Origin of the sequence: Mesorhizobium sp. M7A.F.Ca.US.014.04.1.1 (assembly GCF_003998745.1) — a bacterium.
GTDB lineage: Bacteria > Pseudomonadota > Alphaproteobacteria > Rhizobiales > Rhizobiaceae > Mesorhizobium > Mesorhizobium ciceri.
Map to the genome: position 1 here is coordinate 1 of NZ_RZRW01001475.1, position 434 is coordinate 434.

The 434-nt window shown below is 66.6% G+C and carries 1 pseudogene; it reads right to left on the reverse strand.

What is annotated here, in order from left to right:
* Window positions 1–23 precede the first annotated feature (23 nt).
* Window positions 24–434: pseudogene (locus EOA22_RS37200) on the reverse strand (muramidase); the annotation flags it as partial.

The following is a 434-nucleotide window of genomic DNA, read 5'->3' on the forward strand; positions in this document are numbered from 1 at the left end:
GGGAACCTGAAGTCCGCGTTGGCTTACCGCTGGCCGCGGTCGAGTTCGGTCGAAGCGGTGCTGAGCGGATCGGCAGCGGCAAACGCAGCGTCGAGTTGTGCGGGCGAACGCCGCTCGGTCCGCTTCCAGGCGACATATTGGACAATGCCGAAACTCGGTCTCCGGGGCACCGTCTTCACGACCGGCATGCGGAAGCCGTCGCGGAAACGGGACCAGCGTGTGCCCAACGCTGCGACCATGTCCTCGAAAGTCGGCGGCGCGGCCACAGACGCATAGGTGATGGTGACATTGCCGGCGAGGCCGGCCTCGCGTGAAACCGGCAGCGGTATGGAGGCGAGATAGTCCGGCGGCACGTCGATAAGCCCGCCGAACGGCCATTGCGCGCGCAGCGTGGCGGCGTCGGTCGGCGCGACATTGACGTCTATGTCGTTAGG